Origin of the sequence: Butyrivibrio sp. (genome assembly GCF_017433805.1) — a bacterium.
GTDB lineage: Bacteria > Bacillota > Clostridia > Lachnospirales > Lachnospiraceae > Butyrivibrio.
Map to the genome: position 1 here is coordinate 80,337 of NZ_JAFRGN010000033.1, position 19,163 is coordinate 99,499.

The window sequence follows — 19,163 nt, forward strand, 5'->3', positions numbered from 1 at the left end:
TTATGCAGGTTACATCATTTGCATTTCTAGTATTTTTATTTGCAGTTGCAGCACTTAATTACTGCCTGCCACGTAAGTTTAGATATATTCTGCTGCTGATAGCCAGCTTGGGATTCTATGCAAGCCTTGATGTTAAGGGATGCATAGTCCTTGCAATATCAATACTGACAACCTATGCAGCTGGTCTTCTCATGGATGGTAGCGCTGGAACTGATGGCCAGGCAGGAGAGGATAAGAACGGTGGTTTCAAATCCAACAATCTTGTCTTTGCCCTCTGCATCGTCCTCAATGTAGGCATGCTTGTAGTGTTCAAATACCTTGGCTTCTTTGCTGGTTCAGTATTTGCAGTAATGGGTAAAGAGGCGCCGACTATCAGTATTCTGGCGCCAATCGGAATTTCTTTTTACACACTTAAGGCCTTGTCCTATCTGATCGATGTTAAAAGAGGCACCATTAAGGCAGAAAGAAACCTGGCTAAATACGTGCTTTACGTTTCATTCTTTACTCAGATCATTTCCGGCCCTATCGACAGAGCAGACAATCTGATATCTCAGTTCAACTACCCTGTAACGGTTGATATCGAGATGCTCAAGGATGGCTTTTTACAGATACTCTGGGGCTATTTCATGAAGCTGGTTCTGGCTGACAGAATGGCAATCTTTGTAGCTGATATTTATGGAAATCCTGTTCCAGGAACAATCACATTTATTGGAACACTTTTGTACACACTTGAGATTTACTGCGACTTTGCAGGTTATTCGCATATTGTGATAGGAGCAGCAAGGATTCTTGGAATCGATGTTATGAACAACTTCGAAGCTCCTTACCTTTCAGGCTCAATCGCAGAGTTCTGGCGCAGATGGCACATTTCACTTTCCAGCTGGCTCAAGGATTATATCTATATTCCACTTGGCGGCAACAGGAAGGGAGTGGCTCGCAAGTACCTCAATATCCTCATTGTATTTGCAGTGAGCGGATTGTGGCACGGAGCAAACTGGACCTTCGTTGTATGGGGACTTCTCCATGGCCTGTATCAGGTTGTAGGATACCTCATGAAGCCGGTGAGAGACTTCTGGGTAAAGCTGTTTGCAGTAGACAGAGAGTCTTTTGCACACAAAGTGGTTAAAACTGTTATCACATTCCTTTTAGTTAATCTTGCATGGGTGTTCTTCAGAGCAGATACTATCGGAGCAGCCTTCGATGTGATCGGTAAGAGCTTATCTTTTACCCCATGGGTTCTGACAAATGGCGAGCTGTTTAGGCACGGCCTTGACCAGGCGAACATGTTACTACTCCTTATCGGCGTGGTTATCGTATTTATTGTGGACCTTATGAACGTGAGAGGAATCATCCTTAGGGAAAAGATATTGAGACAGCCTTTATGGCTCAGATGGCTTATCATGATCGTCGCAATCCTTGTGGTTGCTGTTTGCGGAATCTGGGGCCCTGGCTACGATGCTTCTAGCTTTATTTATCAGCAGTTCTAACTGGAGTGAGATATGAAAAAGAGGATAATAAATCTAATTAAAATAGCTTTATTTGCCGCAGTTGTCCTGGCATGTATTGTTGTGGCAGCGACAGTTGTGCGTAGAAAAGAAAGTAATGATAAATACGCGGACTTTTTTACCCAGGCAGAAAAAGGCAATATAGACGTTCTTTTCATGGGCTCATCCCATATGATAAATGGCGTTAATCCAGCAAGCTTGTATAAAGATTATGGAATTACTTCCTACAACATGGGTGGACATGGTTCCGTAATGCAGGCTACATATTGGGAGCTTATTGAAGCTCTTGATTATTGCAGCCCCAAGTGGGTTGTGGTTGATGCCTACATGCTTGAGAAGAACTATCAATACCTGGATGTCATGAACGAGAACACACCACAGGAGGACATTGATACATCAATCGATCAGCTTCACCTTAACATGGACTGCTGGCCACTTAACAGACTTAAGCTTGCTGCTATTTCCGATCTTATTCAGGATAAAGAGATCAGAAAAGAGTTTCTGTTTGACTTCATCGTATATCATGACAGATGGAACGAGCTGACCAAAGAGGATTATCAAGTTCTGTCTGGTCAGAACGCTAGTAACAAGCTACTGGGCGGAGAGCTTAGATATGAGGTTGAACTCAAGCCTTCCACAAGTCCTGATCCTGCTGAGGGAGAGCAGCTTTCTGAGCACACAGTTGGTCAGGAATATCTCATGAAGATAATCGATGAGTGCCAGAGACGCGGAATTGGCGTACTTGTAACATACCTGCCATTCTGCCCGACAACAGAGGATAAGATTGCAGCTAACAGTGCAGGCGTTGTCGCAGGCATGTACGATGTTCCCTATATAAATATGCTAGGTTTAGGTATAATAGATGTATATACTGATCTTAATGATACAGGTCACCTGAATGCTCTTGGAGCCAAAAAGGTTACAGATTATCTTGGTAACTGGCTTGTTGCAACTGGAGATCTTGAAGATCACAGAGGACAGGCTGGCTACGAGTACTATGATGAGTGCGCAGCCAGATACGCTGAGGATATGAGAAACTTTAGCGGTAGTGTGAATAACCTCTATTCACAGCTTGAGCTTCTAAACTTTGGAGATGTGGGCTCAGTAGTATACTTTAATCAGGGCTCGGGTTCTTTTGCCGATGCGAGTGTTAAAGAGCTGGTGGCACAGATTACAGGAACTGACAAGATCAAAATCTTAAGTGATGGCCCATACATCATGATAAATGACGCAGGCTCAGGTAATGTATATGAAGCAAGCGGAGAAGAGGCGCTTTCCGGAGTGGCAACAGCTATGGGCACAATGGTTTATCAGCCTGTTGAGCAGCGCTTCAGATTCCTGTATGCGCAGGAGAATGAAGAGGTTAACTACCTCTACGATGATGACCATATCTGGTATGATATTCAGGTCATCACCTATGACAAGAATTCGGGAGAGGTGCTCTCTCACAAGTATTACAGATCCTACGGCAGCAAGTACCGTGAGGACTAAAGTTTTTATGAAAGGAAAAGAATTATGAGCGATAAGGTTTGTATAGTAGGAATTGCAGGAGGAACAGCGTCAGGTAAGACTACCATTGTGCGCAGGATCAAGGAGAAGTTCGGGGATGATATCGTTGTAATCAACCATGATTCATATTACAAAGCACATGATGATCTTTCTTATGAGGACAGATCAAGACTTAACTATGACCATCCGGAATCTTTTGATACAGATCTGATGATCGCTGATGTTAAGAAGCTCAAGAACAACGAAGAGATCGATATGCCTGTTTATGACTACACAGTGCACAACAGATCAAGTGCTACAGTTCACGTAGTACCCAAGAAGGTTATCATTGTTGAGGGTATTCTTATTCTTGAGAATAAAGAGCTCAGAGACCTGATGGATATCAAGGTTTTCGTTGAGACTGATGCTGACGAAAGACTTATGAGAAGAATTCGTCGTGATATGGTAGAGAGAGCCAGAAGTATCGACTCTATCCTTACTCAGTATTCAGAGACTGTTAAGCCTATGCATGAGCAGTTCGTTGAGCCTAGTAAGAAATATGCAGATATCATCATCCCAAGAGGTGGTGAGAACCTGACAGGTATCAGCATCCTTCAGGAGCACTTAAATCTCGTTCTTAGCAAAGAGAGATAATATGATCGCAGCTTTGTTTTCTGTCTTGAAATTAATATTGTTTATGTTCGTGATCCCATTCTGCATCGGAGTACTGTTTAACAGCATACTTCCGGTTGTCAGGAGGACTGTGGGCATCACCTTTATATTTGGATACATGATTTATTTTGCTGTGTTTGAGATCATAGCGATACCATGTATGCTTTGCTATGTCTACAATGCCTTTTCCTACTGTACCAGATTTTATCTGATATTCAGTATTGTTCTGGCTGTGGCGGGAGTTGTTAAGGCTGTTATACTTCTTAAGAAAAACGGACTGGATTATCTGGTTCTTTTCCCTGGTGAGACTCATGCAACAGCTCATGAACTCTTAAGCCCAAGGTCAGACCCAAGGATGCTCAAGCTCAACTATTCACTTGAGAGCCGCATTTACTGGGTGATTTTCTTTGTGCTGTTAGTTGTTCAGATGGTGCTGTCAGTGGTAATGTCCAGCTTTGACGGGGATGATGCCTACTATGTTGTGGAATCACTTCTGGCGCAGCAGGCGGATGTTATGAATACGATCCTGCCTTACACTGGAACTTCCACTTCGCTTGATATCAGACATGCGCTGGCTGTAATTACCATGTGGATAGCCTTTATGGCAAGGGTGAGCGGTGTTCATGCGACAATCATGTCTCATTCAGTTATGCCAATCCTGGTTATTCCTTTTGTTTATCTGGTGTATGTTGAGATCGCGAGAATTCTCTTTAGGAGAAGGCAGGAGGTTATTCCTGTTTTCATGATCATCGTTTCCTTCCTTATGATGTTTGGTAATATCTCAATCTACACACCGGCAACATTTTTCCTGACCAGAACCTGGCAGGGTAAGGCAATGGTTAACAGCCTTGTTTTCCCTCTTATCATGTGGGTGTTCCTGTGGATGCTTGAAGATAGCAGGAAAAGACCTCTCTTTGGGCCTAAGGTTGATAATAACACTGAGTCCTACGAGGAGTACAAGGAGCACAAGATCATATTCAAGATTTCACCCTGGATTTTCCTGACACTTATCAATATGCTGTCTGGAATGTGTACTTCAATGGGAGTTATCTTTGGAACTGGGCTGGTAGCTCTTTTCACATTGGTACTTCTCTTATTCGAGAGAAATCTACGAGTTATACTGGGAGCAATCTGCTGCGTGATTCCTAACGCGCTGTATCTACTGGTATATCTTGGTTTGTTCCATCGCTGATCTGACTTTTTTATATATGAGGTTTGTATGTACGGAATTTTCATGGAGTGCTGGGTTGCCCTTAAGCTTTATGGCGGAAACGGAGTTTTACTTCTTCTGCTGGTAGCGTCCAGTATTTATCTGGTGGCAACAGAGAAAAGCATCAAAAAGAAAATAATGCTTGGCATAATACCGCTTCTGATTCTCTTGGGATTTCTTTTACCAATTACCAAGATTGTGTATGTGGCGGCATTTAATAGTGAGGGCAGTGATACCTATTACAGGCTGCTGTGGCTCATTCCAACTTATGTGACTATTGCCTTTGCGCTGTGTAAGGTTATCTTTTCACTTAAAAAGGCGATGTATCAGAGAATCGCGTTGGTAGTGACACTGGCGTTTATCGCTGTTACCGGTTCACTTGTGTATGCCAATAATAACGTCAAGGTTGCTGAGAATCTGTATCACATTCCACAGCACGTTATTGATATCTGCGATGAGATCGCACCTGCTGATGGCGAGCCAAGAGTTCGAGCAGCATTCCCTTCTGAGCTGGTTCATTTCGTGAGACAGTATGACACTGACATTCTTCTTCCTTTTGGTAGAGAGATGGTTGTAACTCAGTGGGATTATTACAATCCAGTTTATGAAGTAATGGAGAAGCCTGAGGTTATAGATGCCAAGGCTCTTTTGGAGGCAACAAGAGAGACCAAGTGCAGCTATATTGTTCTGGCTGAAAATAGAAAGATAGATGGAGATCTGGTGGATATGGGGCTTGAGCTTGTGAATACGCTCCACGGCTATTATATCTATGCTGATCCGGTGGTGATAAATGAAGAAAGCTAAATCAATAGAGGAGCTTCATGGCATATTGTACGATATGCTACTTGAGGTTGATAGAATCTGTAAAGAGAACAATATTAGATATTTTCTGGCCTTTGGTACGGAGATAGGCGCGGTGAGAGACCATGCGTTTATTCCCTGGGATGATGATATAGACATCAAAGTGATGCGTGAAGACTATGAGAACTTTAAGGCAGCAATGAAGGCTAATCTGAAAGGGCCGCTCAAGTTCACAGAGCCAGTGGATTTACGGCCTTATTTTTTTGACTTTGTACCAAGAGTCATTAACACGGAATACACCTTGAGCGATTCCGAGATGCTTCAGGGACATCCGGCTGTTGATGTGTTCCTTGTGGACCACGTTCCAGCTGGCAGAGTTTTCCAAAAGGGAATGTATCTCAAGCTCAAGCTGATCCATGCTCTCAGTATTTCCAAGAGGCAGTGGATTGATTATAAAGATTATCACGGGCTTCAGAAGGCGGGCATTTTTCTTTTGAGCAGCGTTGGTAAGCTCTTTTCCCTGGATACGCTTATCAGAATGTATGACAGGCAGCAGAGGAAGTACGAGAAGGTGACTACACCTTATAGATTTACCAGCAATTTTGCCTTCGGAATTCAGGCGATGTACGACTTTGATATTTACGAGAAATCTATAGACGTAGTGCTGGAAAGGGATTCTTTTCCATGCCCTGAGAGATATGACGAAGAGCTGAGACTGGTATACGGTGATTACATGACTCCCAGGAAAATGGGAATAGTTCATTATGAGGAGAAGGAGTAATGCAGGCGATTATTTTGGCGGCTGGAATGGGTAAGAGGTTAAAAGAGCTTACTCAGAATAATACAAAGTGTATGGTAAAGGTCAATGGTGTTGCGCTTATTGACAGGATGCTTCATCAGATAGAGAAAAAGAACCTTTCTCGAATTGTCATTGTTGTGGGATATGAAGCTGATAAACTCAAGGATTATATCGCTACGCTGGATATTAAGACACCTATCGAGTATATCGATAATCCTATCTACGACAAGACCAACAATATTTATTCCCTGTCACTTGCAGGAGATTATCTGGTAAAAGAGGATACGGTTTTATTCGAGTCCGACCTTATTTTTGAGGATTCTGTTCTGGACGCTTTACTGGAGGACCCAAGAGATACTCTGGCACTTGTTGATAAATATGAATCCTGGATGGATGGAACCTGTGTTAAGCTCTCTGATAATGATGACATTGAGGCTTTTGTTCCAGGCAAGAAGTTCAAATTTGATGAGATAAAAGAATACTATAAAACTGTTAATATCTATAAATTCAGTAAGCACTTCTCTGAGACTCATTACGTTCCATTTCTCAAGGCTTATCAGTCTGCCCTTGGACAGAATGAGTATTATGAGCAGGTTCTACGTGTGATAACAATGCTTGATGATCCTGAGATCAAGGCCAAGAGGCTTGATGGACAGAAGTGGTACGAGATTGATGATATTCAGGATCTTGATATTGCAGAGTCTATTTTTACACCGGATGAGGATGAGAAGGTAAGTCTCCTTCAGGGACGCTACGGCGGTTATTGGCGCTATCCCAAGCTCATCGATTTCTGCTACCTTGTAAATCCTTATTTCCCACCTGACAAGATGAAGGATGAACTCAGGGCTAATTTCGATCTTCTTTTAACTGAGTATCCATCAGGAATGAGGGTAAATAGTCTCCTGGCTGCCAAGAACTTTGGTGTTCACAGTGAGAATATCATTGTTGGAAACGGGGCAGCAGAGCTGATAAAGAGTCTTATGGAGAACCTTACTGGCAAGACTGGCTTCATCCGTCCTACCTTTGATGAGTATCCTAACAGATACGACAAGGAAACATCGGTTTACTTTGTCCCGGATAATTCTGATTACTCTTATACAGCTGATGATATCATGAACTTTTTTGCGGAGGCTGATATCAGTAACCTGGTGGTGGTTAACCCTGATAATCCAAGCGGTAACTACATTGCCAAGAAAGATCTGCTGCGCCTTATTAAATGGTGCGCTGATAAGGGTATTAAGCTTGTTGTGGATGAGTCCTTTGTGGACTTTGCCGATGAACCGGACAATACGCTGATCGATCAGAAGCTCCTTGCTGACAATAAGCATCTTTATGTGATGAAGAGTATATCCAAATCCTACGGAGTACCAGGCCTTCGCCTTGGAGTTCTGGCATCCGGAGATACTGATACAATCAGTGCCATGAAAAAAGATGTTGCCATCTGGAACATCAATTCTTTTGCTGAATTCTATATGCAGATAGAAGAAAAGTACAAGAAGGACTACGTTAGTGCACTTGTACGTTTCAGAGAAGAGAGAAAGAGGTTTGAAGAAGAGCTTTCCAAGATAAAGGGAATACGCGTGATTCCTTCTCAGGCCAACTTTGTTATGGCTGAGCTTGATGCGGACATTTCACCTAAGGCGCTTCTTAAGACCTTGCTTATCAGGCACAATCTTTTGATAAAAGAGCTGACTACTAAGACAAACGGCAGGAACTACCTGCGTCTTGCTGTTAGAAATACTACAGATAATGACATTTTGCTTGCAGCTCTGAGGGATGAGCTGGGAGATAGATGATATGAAGATCATTAGCTTTGAAGATATTAAGAATATGAAGCTGGAGCCTTCTCTTTGCTATGAGTGGGTTAGCGACATGATTGCTGATAAGGGCAAAACTCAGCTTCCACCCAAGACTCATATGACGCTTCCTGGAAATATTTTTTGCAATGTCATGCCTTCTATGATAGAGGCGTCTATGGGCATCATTGGCGGAGTTAAGGTTGTGACTCGCTATCCAGAGAGGAAGCCATCACTTGATAGTAAGATACTTCTTTTTGACGGTGATAGCGGAGAATTTCTGGCTCTTATGGATGGGAACTGGATAACTGCTATGAGGACAGGCGCTGTTGCAGCTCATAGCGTTATGCATCTGGCTAAAGCTGGTTTTAAGACATTAGGTCTCATTGGACTTGGTAATGTTACTCGCAGTACTATGATCGTTCTTGCCAGTCTGTGCAGTGACAGAAAGCTGACTGTTAAGCTCCTTAGATACAAGGACCAGGCAGAGAGCTTCATGGAGAGGTTCAAGGATTTTGACAATCTAGATTTTGTCATTGTAGATACTGTCCGTGAGTGCATTCAGGGATCTGAGGTTGTTATCTCTGGTGCCACTTATTTTGAAAATGATATAGCAGAAGATGAGTGGTTTGATGAGGGCGTTTTAGTTGTACCCGTTCACACAAGAGGCTTTACTAACTGCGATCTGTTTTTTGACAAGGTATTTGCTGATGATACAGGGCATGTAGACCATTTTGGGAATTTCTCCAAATTTAAGTATTATGCAGAAGTAAGTGATGTGGTTAATGGCAGGGCTGAGGGCCGTACCAATGATAAGGAGAGGATACTTGCCTATAACATTGGAGTATCTATCCATGACATCAATTACGCTGCACTTATTTATCAGCTTATGTCAGAGGATAAAGAAGTTTTTGGTAGTCTTGCTGATGCGGAGATGAAGGAGCCTTCTGAGAAGTTCTGGATATAATGCATTCGCGAATTATAATCTTACTGGATTTGGATTCGAGATGTCATAAATAAGGATAATTTTATGGTTTTTAACTCCTATGAATTTGTGCTTTTATTTCTGCCTTTGTTCCTGATAGCTTATAACCTGTTAAGGAGCATAGGGCGCAAGAAGGGAAATGTGAGGATACTGGTAGAGCTGTGTATCATACTGGGATCCTTGTGTTTCTATACCCTTTTTGGAATGCAGAATCTGGCTATTTTGCTAATGAGTATCTGCTTTAATATCTGCACTTCGATTCCGATGAGTTTTATGAGAGAGCACAGTACAGAGCTTTCTTTGTTTGGCAAAAAGATTGCGGTTCAGAAGCTGTGGCTTTCTTTTGGAATAATCTTTAACATAGTTCTTTTGCTGTTCTTTAAGCTGTGGGGAGTTTTCCTTCCTATCGCTATCAGTTTTTATACCTTTAATCAGATTTCATATATTGTGGATCTGGAGAGGGGAGATATTGAGAAGTTCGAGATAATGGACTATCTTGCATATATTCTCTTTTTCCCCAAGCTCTTGCAGGGACCACTTATGGGATATGGTGAGTTTAATGCAAGACTCACAGAGGCGCTTGATAAGAGCTTTGAATATGAGACTTTTCTTCGCGCTATGTATCTCTTTTCCATAGGCTTGTTTAAGAAAGTTATCATGGCAGACACCATTGGTAAGGCTGTTGATGCTAACTTTGAATGGCTGGTTGGTATGGGAAGTCTTGAGGCTGTCATGACAGCAGTGTTCTATTCATTCCAGCTGTACTTTGATTTCAGCGGCTACTGCGATATGGCCGCAGCAGTGAGTATGCTTCTTGGAATAGAGCTTCCCATCAACTTTGATTCACCTTACAAGGCGGTGAATATTGTTGATTTCTGGAAGAGATGGCATATCACCCTCACTAAGTTTTTTACTAAGTATTTGTATATTCCTCTTGGTGGCAACAGGAAGGGCGAGGTCAGGACTTACATTAACTTCATGATCATTTTCCTTGTGAGCGGTTTCTGGCATGGAACAGGCTGGACCTTTATCGTGTGGGGCGCTATGCACGGCGTGCTGTATGTGGTGACCAGATGGATTGGGAAGAGGAAGGAAGCTGGGACAGGTACAGCTAAGTCTGAGTTGGCGAAGTCTGATACAGGAAAAGATGAGACTGGTATTGGATATAGACTTGTTAACGCCTGCAAGATTGTACTGACATTTATGTATGTTACTGCAGCCTGGGTGTTCTTTAGAGCCAAGACAATTGAGGATGCGCTGATTTTATTTGGGCAGATATTCAGAGGCGGCGTACGACCTTTTGGAAATAACTTCTCTGCGGCTTTCCAGATTGATGAGCTGTGGTATGTGCTTAAGGTTACACCTCTTATGAAGCTTAGTAACGCATGGGAGCTGTGCGCTTGGATATTTATGGCAGTTTCGGTGGTGATGATTTTCTTTTGCCCAAATGCGATCAGAAGATGCAAGGAGTGTAAACTCGGGGTTGGAACAACACTCATGACTGTGCTCCTGTTAGTGTGGAGTGTTGTGAGCTTTGGTGGAGTCAGCACTTTCCTGTATATGAATTTCTGATGTGGGTACAGATGAAAAAGATGAAAGAAAATACTTTTGATAAAAAGAAATTGAATAATAGCAGATATCGCGGCTTGTTTATTGCTTTCTGGGCGATTCTACTTGTGGTAGTTGTGGCGGTGGCTGGGATAGTGGTTTATGTGGATCCATTTTTTCACTACCATAAGCCGCTTCCGGGATTTCCTTATGTAGTGGATAATCAGCTAAGTCAGAATCCTGGAATGGCGAGGAATATGAATTACAATTCTTGTATCATCGGTTCGTCAATGACAGTTAACTTTGATACGGATGATTTCAAGGAATTGATGGGGCTGGATACACTGAAGCTTAGCTACAGCGGAGCGTATCCCAAGGATGATTCAAATATTCTTTCTATAGTGTTTGATGAAAGCAGCCTTGCGAGGAAGAATAGTCCGGTTGACGCTGTGTTTTTTGCCATGGATATTCCTGTAATGGCGGCGGATACTGAGACGGTCAAGTACGAGAGACCAGAGTATCTATATGATAAGAACATTTTCAATGATGTTAAGTATGTGCTAAACAAGGATGTGATCATGCAGTACATATTCAGGCCTATAGTTCAGAGGCAGGGAACAGACTTGTCTGAGGCGTATTTTAGCTGGTGGACTCCGGAGTATTACAATATTCAGTGGGTTATGCACACCTACGAGGAGCCTGAGAAGGTGGAGGAAGAGCTTCCGACAAATGCAATGCTGGAGCAGACAGAACTTAATCTGGATGTGAATATCTTGCCTTTTGTGGAGCAGCATCCTGAGACTCAGTTTTATTTCTTTTTCCCACCCTACAGCATTTTGTACTGGCACAATGTTCTGCAGGAGAATTCACTGGAAGCCACAATGGCGCAGTATGAGTATGTTGCTTTTAGATTGCTTCAGTATGACAATGTACATCTTTTCTACTTCCAGAACATGGATGAGGTGACTGACCTTAACAACTACGCTGATTATTCTCACTACAAGCCAGAAATAAACAGATACATGGTTGAGTGCTTTGCAAGCGGAGAGCATGAGGTTACTACCTATGATGAGATGCATTCGGAACTTTCCAAAATGCGTGGTATAATAGACGAGTTTGATTTTGAGGAGTTATTTTCTAAAGAGTGGTAATGCTGATGTTTGTATGATATTAGTTATACAATGACATCGTCTTAGTATGCGACTATGAAATGCAGCAAGAGATTGGCAATCATGAGGAGAATGATTATATGAGAAGAGAAGAAAAGAATTTTAGCTTTGAGGATATTCCTGGCTGGGTACATTTTGTATTCATCGGAATTATCGTACTTGTAATAGCTTTTTCAATTTTTAAGCTTGTTCGCTGGAATATGGGAACTGCTGAGCTTGATACTTCTGATACTGGAAGCCTTGAGGTAGAGGTGCTGGATCAGGTATTTCTTTTAACTGATGATAAGAAGGCTGGCCATGAGTACGACGACGAGGAGACAATTCTTTTCCTTGGAAATGATGCTCTTACTTATGATAAAGGTGAGACTGGCGTTGCAGCGCAGATTGCAAGTAAGCTCGGTGCTACAGCTATCAACTGTGCATTCCCTGGATCAACAGTAGCCAACAAGAATGTTGAGTTTTCTGATGATTATAAGCTTGATGCTTTTAGTTTTGTGAATGTAGTTAACAGTATTGTATCCGGAGACTTTAGTCTGATGGAAAGTGTTCAGTCATCTTTTGATGATTACACATATACTCAGACTTCGTGGGACCTTAAAAATGTAGATATGAATAAGGTTGATACGATTGTTATCTACTATAACGCGCAGGATTATCTGAACATGAGAATCGGTATGAACCCAGACAACGAGTTCGATCCTGTGACTTACAGAGGAGCGCTCAATTCCGGAATCAAAGCACTTCAGGAGGCGTATCCATTCATCAGGATTGTTTGTATGTCTTTTACCATGTGCTATGCGTATGATTCAACTGGAGCGCTGGTAAGCGGCGACAGAGTGGACTTCGGAAATGGTAAGCTCACAACCTATCTGCAGTTTATGATCGATGTATCAGGAGAGAGAGGAGTTACCTTCATCGACAATTACTACGGAACAATTCACGAGGACAACAGTTCAGAGTGGCTTCTGGACAATATCCATGTCAACGCAGCCTGCAATGAGCACGTTGCGCAGCACTTTGTGAATGTGATTTATCCGAATGGGATTGGAAAGAATTGATCTGAGGATAGATTGATGATCAGGAATAGATGATTAGAAATTGATGTTTAGAAATGGATCTGATGAGGAAATGGAAAAAGAAATTAAGAAAAGGAAGATTGGTCTTGTAGATATTCTGCAGCTTCAGGGCGCGGTTGTTGTGTATTCTCTTTCAACTGTGGCTGGAAAGCTTGCATCTGACTACGAGTTTTTATCATTTAAATATATTTTGTTCTTTGGCTTGGAGTTTGTAATCCTTGCTGTATATGCAATCATCTGGCAGCAGATGATCAAGAAGTTCCAGCTGTCTATCGCCTGTGCCAATAAGGCTCTGACCCTGATGTGGTCCATGCTGTGGAACTTCCTTATCTTCTCAACTGGCATTACAGTTTGGAAGGTTGTAGGAGTAGCGCTTGTAATCATCGGCGTCGTGATCATGAATTCTGATGAAGATAGTTCGGAGTCTGCTGATTGTGTAGTAGCATCTGATGATGTATCTGCCGGTAACTGCGTAGATGCAGCGAATGATGGATATGACGATAATGGTGTTTGTGAAGTGACAGCCAGAGAGGAGGACGACAATGTTTAATGTGTTCTTCTTTCTAATGATTCTTGCAGAGCTTGTAGCAGCCAGCTCTCAGATGCTCCTTAAAAAGAGTGCAGGAAAAGAGTATCCTTCCTTTATCAGGGAGTACCTCAATATCCTGGTTATGAGCGGATATGGCCTCTTGGTTGTATCCATGGTCATCACAATTTTCTGCTACGGCGGCCTAGGCTACATGGGCACTGTAGTAATGGAGCCAATTAACTATATTCTGGTTATGGTCATGTCCAGAACCTTCTTTAAAGAGAAGTTTACTACTAAGAAGATCATCGGCGTGCTCTTCATCATCGCTGGAATCGGCGTGTTCTACGGGATTGGGTGAGTGAATATAAAGCTGAAATTCGCACTGGCTGCGGGTTTCAGCTTTTTCTATTTACATTTTTGATACGTTATAGTATGATTCCGAAGGTCGATTCTTCTTCTAGAGAATCGGGAATCTAATTATTTCAAAATTCGATGCATTTTGGGTGAGCTGGCATATAGCTGAGGCGCAACTTAGGTGTAGCTTTGGCTGGTTGATGGCGCAGCTTGGACAAGTTGAGGGCGTGATATCCATTCTTTGCATCAAAATCCCATTAGATTGGCAAAATAGATGCACATTTTTGATTGATAAATGTGGTAAGTGCATCGGTAATAGGCATTTTTACGAAATAGATGCAGGAAAAGAGCTTTGACGGATTGAAAGTGCATCTATAATGCCAAGAGTTCTTTTTCCGGTGTAAAAGAGATGAGAAAGCTGGGAAAATGGGCATCGGAATTAGTGGTTTCATTGAAATAGATGCAGAATCGGCAAATACAGATGACAAGGAGAGTTATAAAACGAGTAAACGAAAAGAATTAAAGCTAATTAGGCCAACAATGATGTATCAAGAAGCCAAGAGAAGATACGATGAGCTGATTGGCATCAAGTTGGAAAAAGAAAAGGCGCTAGAAAAAGCGCCACCTGAGAAAATTCATGTCATTAAGACTAGTAAAAGAGTACAATATTACCTCAGGAAAGATGCTGCTGAAAGGACTGGCGAGTATATACCAAAGTCGGAAACAGAAGTAATAAGAAAGTATATCCAAAAGTCTTATGACGAAAAGGTTCTAAAGCAAATCAATGTTGAGCTTAAGAATCTTGAATCATATCTAAAAAAATCTGATCAAATCATAGAGAAAATTCGACAATTCTATTCAGATAATCCTGATGAAATCAAAGATTACATTATCCCAGTAGATGTTTCAGATGAAGATTATGCAATATTCTGGCAAAGGATTCCTTTCGATGGTAAGGAGATTCCAGACTACGTCCCGTTTCTTGAAACTAAAAGAAAAGAGCGAGTAAGGTCAAAATCAGAACTTAATATAGCAAATATGTTGGATAAACATGGGATTCCCTACAAGTATGAATGTCCTATCATGTTATCTAATGGGAAAATGGTTTATCCAGATTTCACAGTATTAAATGTGAAGGATAGAAAAGAGTACTATTGGGAACACCGAGGCATGATGGATGACAAGGAGTATGCTAGGCAGGCAGTTTTTAAAGCAAAAAGCTTTCTTAGAAATGGAATTGTTGCTGGGAAAAATCTCATAATAACTGAAGAAACATCAACTAATCCACTTGGAACAGATGAAATAGAAATGATAATTCAACAATTCATCAAGAGCTGAAATGGCTTGATCTGAGCTGTGAGCTAGGAAGAATAGCAACATTTAAGTTGTGGATATAGTGCATGGGTGGTAAAATGGCACTATATATGGTGTAAATTGGAGTTATTGTGTGCACCTGAAATGTTGATGATAATTAAGCGTTCTTGAGATAAGAATAAGCACGTATTTACTGCTGCTTGTCGTGAATGCGATTATAGGGACTCTGTAACTTTGGAGTTCAGGTTGTTAAGGGGATTTAGTATGAAAAAAAGATTGTTTGGGCTTAAGGCCAAAGATAAGAGAAATCTGTCCAGGTATAAAGAAGACGTCGTGGATTTCGATGAAGATTTCGATGAAGATGATTATCGTGATGACTACGATGATGAAGATTACCAGGATGATTATGAAGACGACGATTATCCGGATGAAGACTATGAGGATGATGACCGCTACGAGGATGACGAGTATTATCCGGAAGAAGTAGAGAATCGCCGTGAAGAGAGATATAGCGAAGATGATCGCTATGACGATGAAGATGACTACCCGGAAGATGAGGTAGAGGATGACCGTTATGAAGATTATTCCGAGGAAGAGGTAGAAGATGACCGCTATGAGGATGACGATTATCCAGAGGATAATTACGAGGATGAAGAGTATTATCCTGAAGACGAGGATGAAGACGCATATTATCCTGGTGATGCGAGATATGAAGATAGACGTGGACGCGGTAGAAGAGACAGAGACCGCGGCGAATCTATACCAGCTAAGATTTTTGGATTCCTTGCAAATACCTCTGCAACTGAGAGAATTGCAGCTATCTTTGCAATCCTGATTCTTGCAGGTGGTATAGCTACAGCATCTTTCTATATGAAAGCAATGGGCAATAAGCAGCAGCTTGACTCATTTGTAGAAGTTGGTTCTGAGCTTGGTACTGAGACCATCTATGGTCAGAGTGGTCTTATTGCAGTAGCTGATGCTGAAAGAGCAAGAGCTATGGCTGCAGAGCTTATCTCAGATGATGCATTTATGGAGGAAGAGGAGGAAGAAGTTCCAGACGATGCTGAGGATGTAACAATCAAGATGACTCTTACCAGTATCAAGAGTGATATGAAGGTTAAGTTCATCAATTCTCAGACAGGTAAGCTTGTTGCTAACCTCCCTCTCGAAATAGATGTTGAAACTCCTGATGGATCCAAGGTTACGTACAATGACCACGATCAGGATGGAATTATATATAAAAAAGATATCACAGCAGGCGTTTACAAGATTACTCCTAAGTCCCTTCCAAGTGGCTACGAGAACTACAAGCTTGAGATCAAGACTCAGAGCCTTACTGTTAAGGATCAGGTTGAGATGAAAGCTGTCGACGTCAGCAACGAGGTCAAAAAAGAATCCCAGGTCAACGCTGCAAAAGAGGATACAGCTGTTAAGACTGAGGTTGAATCACAGCTTCAGGATACAGTTGAGTGGGTTGAGAGTACTAAGGTCGCTGTGGGCGAGAGTACAGACGGTACTTATTCTTATGAAGAAGTAAACAGAGACACTGTACCAGATCCTGCTAGTGGAACTATGGTTGGTGTAAGACCATGGATGTTTATGGCGCTGGCAAGAAGTTCAACTACATCAGCATCTATAGGTGATGATGAAACTCCTAAGTCTAATGAGCCAGGAGAAGGAAATAGCAAGTCAGAAGATAATGGTGGAAGTGGTAATTCTAGCGAAGGCGGAAATACAGGAGGCGGAGAAACTCCAGCAACTAAGGAAAAGATAAGTATTTCTGTTGATGAATCTGCAATGACAGTTGGAGATACTAGAACTATTTCAGCTTCTGTTTCCGGATCAACAGTAAATGCAACATTTTCATCAAGCAATGATGATGTGATTTCCGTTTCTGGAAACACACTTACAGCTAAGGCTGCAGGTACTGCTACAATCACTGCTTCAGCAGATAATTGCGAATCAGCTACTGTAACAATTACTGTTAAGGAAAAAGAGAAGGAAAAAGAAAAGAGCAAGTTTAACGTAAATGGTAACACTATTACAGTTAAGGTTGGAGCATCTGCTTCAATAGGCGCATCAGCTAATAGCACTATTACTTATAAGTCAAATGATACAAGCATTGCTACTGTTTCTTCAGATGGAACAGTAACAGGCGTAAAAGAGGGTAGCACTACAATTACACTCACTGCTGCTGACTATGAAGAAGGTACAGTCAACGTTACTGTTTCAAAGGCTGACGACAAGGAGATGACAGGCTACACAGCTAGCATGACACTTAAGGTTGGCGGTTCTGAAAAGATAAAGCCTGGTACTCCTTCATCAGTAACATTTAAGTCAGAGAATGAAAAGATTGCCACTGTTGCCAGTGATGGAACAGTAACTGCTGTCGCAGAAGGTACAACCAATATTGTTCTGAGTGCTTCTGGATATAAGGATGCAAAGGTTGCCGTTACTGTTGGTAAGGCTGATGACAAGACGATGAAGGTTGAGCCTACAGCAGTAACAGTAAAAGTAAGCGAAGAAATTCAGCTTAAGGTAACTGAACCTAAAAATGTTAAATACGAAACTGATAAAAAGGAAGTAGCTACAGTAACAGAAGCTGGTTTGGTAAAGGGTGTATCTGTAGGTACAGCAAATATCAAGATAACAGCGGAAGGATATACTCCAACTACTGTTGTGGTTACTGTAGTAGCAAAAGAAGGCACCAAGGTTCCTATGAAAGTTACTAAGGTAACTCTTGTTGAGGGACAGTCAGTTAAGCTTGCATCTTCAGAGGCTAAGCTGGCAATTAAGCTTGCATCAAGTGATACAAGTAAAGTTGCAGTTTCAGACACTACTATTACTGGTAAGGCTGTAGGTGAAGCAACAATTACTGTTTCTGCTACAGGCTATGCGGATAATACAGTAGCAGTATCAGTAATTAGTAAGGGTAAGACTCTTAAGGATAAGAGCGGAAATGTTCTTTATGTCAAGAACGATGATGGAAGCTACAGAGAAGCTGTCTATGAAGATTATTACAAAGGAACTAAGCTCTATCTTAGAAAGGCTGCAACTAACTTTAAATACACCGGTTGGCAGACAATTGATGGCAAAACATATTTCTTTGACAAGAACGGAAATGCAGTTACTGGTGAGCAGGTAATTCAGGGTGCCAAGTACTCTTTTGGCTCGGATGGAGCTCTTGCTATCAGTGCTGGTGGAAGAGGAATTGATGTCAGCAAGTGGAACGGAAACATTGACTGGGCAGCAGTTAAGAATTCCGGAATTAACTTCGTAATCATCAGATGCGGATACAGAGGTTCATCTGAAGGTCAGCTTATTGAGGATCCTACATTCAGAAGAAATATTCAGGGTGCGCAGAATGCTGGAATCAGAGTTGGTATCTATTTCTTTACACAGGCTGTAAATGAGGTTGAGGCTGTAGAAGAGGCTTCTATGGTTATCAATCTGATCAAGGGTTACAACATCACTTATCCTGTTTACCTTGATGTTGAGGCCAGCCATGGACGTGGAGATGGAATAAACCCAGCACAGAGAACAGCTAACATCAAGGCTTTCTGTGGAACAATTCAGAACGCTGGATACAAAGCTGGTGTATATGCGAACAAGACCTGGTTCACAAGTTATATCAATACATCACAGATCACAAATTACAAGATCTGGCTTGCACAGTATGCTGAGGCTGTAACATATTCAGGCAGCAGATATGATATGTGGCAGTACACATCAAAGGGACGAGTAACAGGAATCAACGGTTTTGTAGATATGAATATCTGCTACTGATTATTAAAGCCGGATTATACAATCAGGCCGCACTATTAGCGGAATTGAAGACAAAACTTTTACTTGACTTTGTCTTGTGGTATAATATGTCAGTTAAAATTTGAAATTTTTTAGAACAATGAGGAAAAAAG

General features: G+C 41.7%; 15 protein-coding genes. All 15 read left to right on the forward strand.

Features of this window, described 5'->3' with window-relative positions:
* The first annotated feature begins 2 nt into the window (after window positions 1–2).
* Window positions 3–1,487 (forward strand): MBOAT family O-acyltransferase, encoded by a 1,485-nt coding sequence (locus tag IJI01_RS08605; protein ID WP_292188785.1) that lies wholly within the window; start codon window positions 3–5, stop codon window positions 1,485–1,487.
* A 12-nt stretch (window positions 1,488–1,499) separates the two neighbouring features.
* Entirely contained in the window at window positions 1,500–2,996 is a 1,497-nt protein-coding gene (locus IJI01_RS08610; protein WP_292188787.1) for a hypothetical protein, read from the forward strand.
* 24 nt (window positions 2,997–3,020) lie between these two features.
* The gene (udk, locus tag IJI01_RS08615; protein WP_292188790.1) at window positions 3,021–3,647 is read left to right on the forward strand and encodes a uridine kinase; all 627 of its coding nucleotides are present in this window, start codon (window positions 3,021–3,023) and stop codon (window positions 3,645–3,647) included.
* Window position 3,648: 1 nt separating this feature from the next.
* Complete coding sequence (locus tag IJI01_RS08620; RefSeq protein ID WP_292188793.1) at window positions 3,649–4,857, forward strand: DUF6077 domain-containing protein; 1,209 nt, start codon at window positions 3,649–3,651, stop codon at window positions 4,855–4,857.
* Window positions 4,858–4,884: 27 nt separating this feature from the next.
* Window positions 4,885–5,679 carry a hypothetical protein gene (locus tag IJI01_RS08625; RefSeq protein ID WP_292188795.1) on the forward strand — a complete coding sequence of 265 codons (795 nt, stop codon included), beginning with the start codon at window positions 4,885–4,887 and terminating at the stop codon, window positions 5,677–5,679.
* Window positions 5,666–6,457, forward strand: a complete 792-nt coding sequence (locus IJI01_RS08630) for a LicD family protein (RefSeq protein WP_292188798.1) — start codon at window positions 5,666–5,668, stop codon at window positions 6,455–6,457. Before IJI01_RS08625 ends, IJI01_RS08630 begins: the two co-directional genes overlap by 14 nt.
* A complete protein-coding gene (locus tag IJI01_RS08635) occupies window positions 6,457–8,271 on the forward strand; it encodes an aminotransferase class I/II-fold pyridoxal phosphate-dependent enzyme (protein WP_292188801.1) in 1,815 nt (604 codons plus the stop codon). Before IJI01_RS08630 ends, IJI01_RS08635 begins: the two co-directional genes overlap by 1 nt.
* Window position 8,272: 1 nt before the next feature.
* Window positions 8,273–9,238, forward strand: a complete 966-nt coding sequence (locus IJI01_RS08640) for an ornithine cyclodeaminase (protein WP_292188804.1) — start codon at window positions 8,273–8,275, stop codon at window positions 9,236–9,238.
* A gap of 159 nt (window positions 9,239–9,397) precedes the next feature.
* The gene (locus IJI01_RS08645) at window positions 9,398–10,828 is read left to right on the forward strand and encodes an MBOAT family O-acyltransferase (RefSeq protein WP_292188807.1); all 1,431 of its coding nucleotides are present in this window, start codon (window positions 9,398–9,400) and stop codon (window positions 10,826–10,828) included.
* An 11-nt stretch (window positions 10,829–10,839) separates the two neighbouring features.
* Window positions 10,840–11,955, forward strand: a complete 1,116-nt coding sequence (locus IJI01_RS08650; RefSeq protein WP_292188810.1) for a hypothetical protein — start codon at window positions 10,840–10,842, stop codon at window positions 11,953–11,955.
* A gap of 98 nt (window positions 11,956–12,053) precedes the next feature.
* Window positions 12,054–13,031, forward strand: coding sequence for an SGNH/GDSL hydrolase family protein (locus IJI01_RS08655; RefSeq protein ID WP_292188812.1), 978 nt, complete (start codon window positions 12,054–12,056; stop codon window positions 13,029–13,031).
* 70 nt (window positions 13,032–13,101) lie between these two features.
* Window positions 13,102–13,599: a DMT family transporter gene (locus IJI01_RS08660; protein ID WP_292188814.1), complete on the forward strand. Its 498-nt coding sequence runs from the start codon at window positions 13,102–13,104 to the stop codon at window positions 13,597–13,599.
* Window positions 13,592–13,936, forward strand: coding sequence for a multidrug ABC transporter (locus IJI01_RS08665; RefSeq protein ID WP_292188816.1), 345 nt, complete (start codon window positions 13,592–13,594; stop codon window positions 13,934–13,936). Before IJI01_RS08660 ends, IJI01_RS08665 begins: the two co-directional genes overlap by 8 nt.
* A gap of 422 nt (window positions 13,937–14,358) precedes the next feature.
* Window positions 14,359–15,270, forward strand: a complete 912-nt coding sequence (locus tag IJI01_RS08670; protein ID WP_292188819.1) for a hypothetical protein — start codon at window positions 14,359–14,361, stop codon at window positions 15,268–15,270.
* Between the two features lie 240 nt (window positions 15,271–15,510).
* The gene (locus IJI01_RS08675) at window positions 15,511–19,032 is read left to right on the forward strand and encodes a GH25 family lysozyme (protein WP_292188822.1); all 3,522 of its coding nucleotides are present in this window, start codon (window positions 15,511–15,513) and stop codon (window positions 19,030–19,032) included.
* Window positions 19,033–19,163 lie beyond the last annotated feature (131 nt).

Coding starts and splice junctions, on each gene's coding strand:
- IJI01_RS08635 (WP_292188801.1), top strand. CDS start 6,457: ATGCAGGCGATTATTTTGGCGGCTGGAATGGGTAAGAGGTTAAAAGAG.
- IJI01_RS08620 (WP_292188793.1), top strand. CDS start 3,649: ATGATCGCAGCTTTGTTTTCTGTCTTGAAATTAATATTGTTTATGTTC.
- IJI01_RS08610 (WP_292188787.1), top strand. CDS start 1,500: ATGAAAAAGAGGATAATAAATCTAATTAAAATAGCTTTATTTGCCGCA.
- IJI01_RS08660 (WP_292188814.1), top strand. CDS start 13,102: ATGGAAAAAGAAATTAAGAAAAGGAAGATTGGTCTTGTAGATATTCTG.
- IJI01_RS08630 (WP_292188798.1), top strand. CDS start 5,666: ATGAAGAAAGCTAAATCAATAGAGGAGCTTCATGGCATATTGTACGAT.
- IJI01_RS08665 (WP_292188816.1), top strand. CDS start 13,592: ATGTTTAATGTGTTCTTCTTTCTAATGATTCTTGCAGAGCTTGTAGCA.
- IJI01_RS08640 (WP_292188804.1), top strand. CDS start 8,273: ATGAAGATCATTAGCTTTGAAGATATTAAGAATATGAAGCTGGAGCCT.
- IJI01_RS08675 (WP_292188822.1), top strand. CDS start 15,511: ATGAAAAAAAGATTGTTTGGGCTTAAGGCCAAAGATAAGAGAAATCTG.
- IJI01_RS08655 (WP_292188812.1), top strand. CDS start 12,054: ATGAGAAGAGAAGAAAAGAATTTTAGCTTTGAGGATATTCCTGGCTGG.
- IJI01_RS08650 (WP_292188810.1), top strand. CDS start 10,840: ATGAAAAAGATGAAAGAAAATACTTTTGATAAAAAGAAATTGAATAAT.
- IJI01_RS08625 (WP_292188795.1), top strand. CDS start 4,885: ATGTACGGAATTTTCATGGAGTGCTGGGTTGCCCTTAAGCTTTATGGC.
- IJI01_RS08670 (WP_292188819.1), top strand. CDS start 14,359: ATGGGCATCGGAATTAGTGGTTTCATTGAAATAGATGCAGAATCGGCA.
- udk (WP_292188790.1), top strand. CDS start 3,021: ATGAGCGATAAGGTTTGTATAGTAGGAATTGCAGGAGGAACAGCGTCA.
- IJI01_RS08605 (WP_292188785.1), top strand. CDS start 3: ATGCAGGTTACATCATTTGCATTTCTAGTATTTTTATTTGCAGTTGCA.